The 4,848-nt window shown below is 63.0% G+C and carries 6 protein-coding genes; all 6 read right to left on the reverse strand.

The genetic code is table 11. The annotated features are described in order from the left end of the window. Positions 1 to 125 precede the first annotated feature (125 nt). The gene (dhaK, locus tag NZM16_RS11680) at positions 126 to 1,127 is read right to left on the reverse strand and encodes a dihydroxyacetone kinase subunit DhaK (protein WP_295451122.1); all 1,002 of its coding nucleotides are present in this window, start codon (positions 1,125 to 1,127) and stop codon (positions 126 to 128) included. Between the two features lie 213 nt (positions 1,128 to 1,340). Beyond that, positions 1,341 to 2,048, reverse strand: a complete 708-nt coding sequence (locus NZM16_RS11685; RefSeq protein ID WP_295451120.1) for an MIP/aquaporin family protein — start codon at positions 2,046 to 2,048, stop codon at positions 1,341 to 1,343. A 595-nt stretch (positions 2,049 to 2,643) separates the two neighbouring features. Further along, a complete protein-coding gene (locus tag NZM16_RS11690) occupies positions 2,644 to 3,306 on the reverse strand; it encodes a TrkA family potassium uptake protein (protein WP_295451118.1) in 663 nt (220 codons plus the stop codon). A 4-nt stretch (positions 3,307 to 3,310) separates the two neighbouring features. Continuing rightward, positions 3,311 to 3,709, reverse strand: a complete 399-nt coding sequence (locus NZM16_RS11695) for a TrkA family potassium uptake protein (protein WP_295451115.1) — start codon at positions 3,707 to 3,709, stop codon at positions 3,311 to 3,313. A gap of 130 nt (positions 3,710 to 3,839) precedes the next feature. Next, entirely contained in the window at positions 3,840 to 4,079 is a 240-nt protein-coding gene (locus NZM16_RS11700) for an NIL domain-containing protein (protein ID WP_295451113.1), read from the reverse strand. 35 nt (positions 4,080 to 4,114) lie between these two features. Next, positions 4,115 to 4,672 (reverse strand): universal stress protein, encoded by a 558-nt coding sequence (locus NZM16_RS11705; RefSeq protein ID WP_295480529.1) that lies wholly within the window; start codon positions 4,670 to 4,672, stop codon positions 4,115 to 4,117. Between the last annotated feature and the right edge of the window lie 176 nt (positions 4,673 to 4,848).

Here is a 4,848-nt window from a genome sequence, read left to right on the forward strand (position 1 = left end):
GCACCGCCGAAGGCGGCGCCCCAGCCCTAAAACCCCAGGAGAGCTCAGAAGTTGCCCATCGCGATGGCTGTTCCCGCTTCTTCCCCTCTCCGGACAGCTCACTGCCCGGAGTGGGGAACGAGCATTCACATCCCCCAGCGCAGCGCGGGGGTCTTCACGGGATGATCCCACAACTCGAGCATCTCGTCATCCGCCCGGAGCAACGTGATGGAGGTCCCCGCCATCTCCAGCGAGGTGATGTAGGCCCCTATTAAGTTGCGGACGATCTGAACGCCCGCCTTTTCGCAAATCTCTGCCACCTTTCGATAAACGATGTAGAGCTCGCTGATCGGGGTCCCGCCCATCGAGTTGACCATGCAGATCACCCGATCGCCCGCCTTAAAGGGGAGATCCGTGAGGATAGGCTCCATCAGGCGTTCAACGATGGCATCGGCGTTCTTGAGGGGCTCCCGATAACGGCCGGGCTCCCCGTGGATCCCGATGCCGATCTCCATCTCATCGGGCCCCAGCTCGAAGGTGGGCCGGCCCACGTGGGGGACTGTACAGGAGGTCAGGGCCATGCCCATGGAGCGGCCGTTCTCCGCGATCCGGCGGCCCAGCGCGGCCAGGCGCTGGAGATCGTAGCCTCGTTCGGCGGCGGCTCCCAGGATCTTCTCCGCCAGCACCGTGGTGCCGGTGCCCCGGCGGCCCTGCGAGTAGAGGCTGCTCTCGACTGCTACGTCATCGGCGATCAGCACGCTCTCCACTTGGAATCCCTCGCCGCGCAGGAGATCCGCCGCCATATCGAAATTCATCACGTCCCCCGCGTAGTTCTTCACGATCATCAGGATGCCCGCCCCGCCGTGGACCATCTTGGCCGCCTCATACATCTGGTCCGGTGTCGGAGAGGTGAACACCGCCCCCGGGCATGCCGCATCCAGCATCCCATAGCCCACGAAGCCCACGTGCATCGGCTCGTGGCCGCTCCCGCCTCCGGAGATCACAGCCACCTTCCCCGGGCGGGGGGCATCGGCCCGGTAGACGAAATTCGGATTGAAATGGACCTTGATCAGGTCCGGATGGGCCTTGGCCATCCCTTCCAGGGATTCCGGCACTACATTCATAGGGTCATTAATCAGCTTCTTCATGGTTCCCTCCTAACCTGTTGATCCCAGCCAGCACCTGGATAATGGGACCCCGCTCTGGGCTTACACAGCCAGTGCCTTCTTCGATAAGGATCCCTTCTACGTCGTGAGAGAGAGGCCAGCAGCGCAACTCCGAATTTATCATATCTAAACGTCGAGACCTGCGCCGAGGGCCCGTGGGGGAAGCATGAAAGCCTCCCCCACGGGGCAGTGGCTTCACAGGCCCAACGTCACGAAGAGGAAGGCGCCGATCAGGCCGCCCACGATGGGGCCCACCACCGGGACCCAGGCATACTCCCAGTCGGAGTCGCCCTTGCCCGGAATCGGGAGCACCGCATGGGCGATCCGCGGCCCGAGGTCACGGGCGGGGTTGATGGCATAGCCCGTGGGCCCCCCCAGCGAGAGGCCGATAGCCCACACCAGGAGGCCCACCAGCAGAGGTGTAAGGCCTTCAGCGAGCCGGTTCGCGCCGATGGCCAGGACGCCGAAGACCAGCATGAACGTCCCAATCACCTCGGTGATGAAGTTCAGCGGGTAATTGCGGATGTTCGGCGCTGTGGAGAACACAGCCAGCTTGAGCTTCGGATCCGGGGTCTCTGCCCAGTGGGGATAATACGCCAGCCATACCAGCACCGCGCCGATAAAGGCGCCGATGAACTGGCCCACGATGTAAAGCGGAACATCGGCCCATGGGAACCTTCCGGTCGCCGCTAAGGCGATGGTCACGGCCGGGTTGATGTGGGCGCCGCTGATGCGCCCCACCGCATACACGGCCATGGCCACCGCCATGGCCCATCCGGTGGTGATCACAATCCACCCGGAGGCCTGCCCTTTGGTCTTGCCCAGGACGACGTTGGCCACCACGCCGTCGCCCAGGAGAATCAGGATCATCGTGCCGATAATCTCCGCCACCCAGGGTGCCATGGTCGCGCTCCTTTCTGGATGAGGGTTCCAGTCAAGGGCTCTGCGCTGACCCCACCGCGCAGGACGGAGGATCCGTCCGCCATCCCATGCCGCCTCACGACCTCAAAGCCTCCACGCCCTGTGCACCTCCCGATTCACGAATTTGGACCCAAAAGTCCATCTTCTATTTTTCATCATCTGCCTTCATTCTGACAAGTCTTTCAACTGGATTGTTTCAAATTGAAACATTTCAGGCCACGCACAGTTTCATCATGGAACATATCGGCCCGAAGGATGGTCTGTCTTTCTCAGACGACTGGCAGGCTGAAGACGTAGGAGGGAGGATTGCGAAACAGCGTGAAGGGGGGACCGGCCTCTTTCATCCCCCTCTCCTTCCCTTCTCCTTTCTCACAGGGGGAAGGGAAGAAGGAATCCTCCGCTTGGCCGAAAGGGTGTACTCCCCCAATCCAGTGGTGGGACCGCGTGGGGAGGGAGATTAGGAAAGCAGGAGGAGAGCCTATCGGAACAGCCTTTTTGGAAATGTTTGCGCGGGGTCGGGCACTGAAGACGCCCGGCCTGATTCGGAACCCCTGACCGGGTGGAGGGGTCATCCGCCTCACGTCCCCAGCAACAACCGCCGCAAAACCGGCTCGCTCTGAGGGGTTGTGACCGCCAGGATCTCATCCTCTGCCCGCAGGATCGTTTCCCCAGAAGGGATAAACGTTTGATCCCCCCGCACCACCATCACGACCAGGGCATCCGCGGGGATCCCCAGTTCCCGCAACGGCCGCCCCTCGGCCGGGGCGTCCGGGGCCACCTTGCATTCCACCAGCTGGATCCCGCCCCGGCGCAGGGCCAGCAGGTGCACCAGGGAGCGCAGGGGCAGCGCCCGTTCGATCTGCGCCTGGATGATCTCGGTGGTGGAAACCGTCACATCGATCCCCAAGCGGGCGAAGATCTCCGCGTTGCGCGGATTGTTGATGCGGGCGATGGTTCGGGGCACACCGAACTTGCGCTTGGCCAGCAAACAAACCACCAGGTTATCCTCATCATCCCCGGTGACGGCGATCACGGCGTCGGCCCGGTTCATCCCCACCTGGGCGAAGGTGCTGGAATCGCATCCATCGCCCACCCACACGTGATCCGCCCCCAGCTCATCGATGAGGAACGCAGCACGACGAGGGTTCTTCTCGATCAGCAGGACCTCATGCCCCTCAGCCAGCAGGGACTTGCTCAGGTAGTAGCCGACCTTCCCACCGCCGACGATGATCAGATACATGGGATCAATCCTCCAGGCACTTGCGGATCGCCTCGGCCGCCAGCGTCGTCGGGGAGACCGTCCTCAGCCCCAGTTCCTGGAAGATCTCGGCCCGGAGCGGATCGTTGAGCCGGGTGATCACCTGGGGTACCCCGAAGATCTCCCGAGCGACTTCCGCGGCCATGATGTTGGTGTTATCGTAGCCCGTGACCGCGATGAAGACATCCGCCCGTTCGATGCCGGCCCGACGCAACACCTCGGCGTCGATCCCCATCCCCACCACCGTCTCCCCCGGGAAGTCCGGCCCCAGCGCCTCTAGGGCATCCCGTTCCCGATCGATGACGACGACCTCATGGCCATCCCGCGCGAACTGCCGGGCCAGGTAAGCGCCCAGCCGGCCACAACCCAGGATCACGATCCTCATGCGCTCGCTCCTGTATGCCATAAGAGGTTCGGGGCTGAGTGTCCTGCCCAGCCCTGGTGGCCCATACTTTCCGGCCCTGTTCCCATCGTGATGGATAGAGCCACGCCAGGGGATGGTGATCCCCATCGCGCTACAATTGCTCCACCGGCTCCACCAGCACGCCCTGCTTCTGGATCCAGGCGAGGCCTTCTTCAACCCGATCCGGGGGGCCCTCCAGATCGACCACCAGCCAGGCTTCGGTGGCCTCCACATGGGCGCGGCGGATGTTCACCATTAAGTTGAACCGCTGGATCAGCCGATAGAGCAGAGGTTCGTCGATGAGGGAAGGAGGATAGATCAGCTTCACCCGCCGCTGGATCGTCTGGCCCATGGTTGCCTCCTCCGGATCGGGGCAGATGGACATGCTCACTCGACGATCGGCGCCTTCGCGACAATCACTTCGCAAGTGGCCCGCCGCATCACTTCGTGCACGGTCCGGCCCAGGCCATCGCTGGACGCCCGCCGCTTCAGCCCAATGCCCATGATAATCTGGTCCGCCCCGACCTGGCGGGCCACGCTGAGGATGCCTTCCGGGGCTGACCGATGACGCACCAAGCGGATCTCCGGCTTCATCCCATGCTGCATGGCGATGAAGCGGGCCGTCTCCAGGGCCCGCTGTCCTCGGGCTTCCAGGTCCGGCAACGGCGTCTCCAGCGGCACCGTATAGGGAACCTCCAGGATGTGCACCAGGACCAGGCGGGCGTGCTGGCGCTCGCCCAGCCGACAGGCCAGCTCCACCGCTCGCTCCGAATAGATGCCCTCCACGATCGGCACCACGATGCAACGGGCGGCTTCCACCGAATAGACGGCGCGGGCCACCTCCATGGGCACCGGTCGGGGAACCCGAAGCATCCAGATCAGGGTGAGAATCAGCACAGTCAAGAAGAAAAGAGCCAGAAAAACACCCAACGGATGTCCGATCATCCGGTTTGCCTCGACGTTTCACTCAAGGTTTTATTCATCCATCATAGCCCTTGCCCCGTTGGGAAGCTGATATGTTTCATCCCATACGGGTCTTAGAGCATATCCTTGAATCAGAGCGATACGAGGGCCGAAAGCCCCCGCCGCCCCCGAGCGCTTTTCCCCCTCCCCACAGCCCT

It is taken from the genome of Thermoflexus sp. (genome assembly GCF_025055495.1).
GTDB lineage: Bacteria > Chloroflexota > Anaerolineae > Thermoflexales > Thermoflexaceae > Thermoflexus.

Coding starts and splice junctions, on each gene's coding strand:
- dhaK (WP_295451122.1), bottom strand. CDS start 1,127: ATGAAGAAGCTGATTAATGACCCTATGAATGTAGTGCCGGAATCCCTG.
- NZM16_RS11685 (WP_295451120.1), bottom strand. CDS start 2,048: ATGGCACCCTGGGTGGCGGAGATTATCGGCACGATGATCCTGATTCTC.
- NZM16_RS11690 (WP_295451118.1), bottom strand. CDS start 3,306: ATGTATCTGATCATCGTCGGCGGTGGGAAGGTCGGCTACTACCTGAGC.
- NZM16_RS11695 (WP_295451115.1), bottom strand. CDS start 3,709: ATGAGGATCGTGATCCTGGGTTGTGGCCGGCTGGGCGCTTACCTGGCC.
- NZM16_RS11700 (WP_295451113.1), bottom strand. CDS start 4,079: ATGGGCCAGACGATCCAGCGGCGGGTGAAGCTGATCTATCCTCCTTCC.
- NZM16_RS11705 (WP_295480529.1), bottom strand. CDS start 4,672: ATGATCGGACATCCGTTGGGTGTTTTTCTGGCTCTTTTCTTCTTGACT.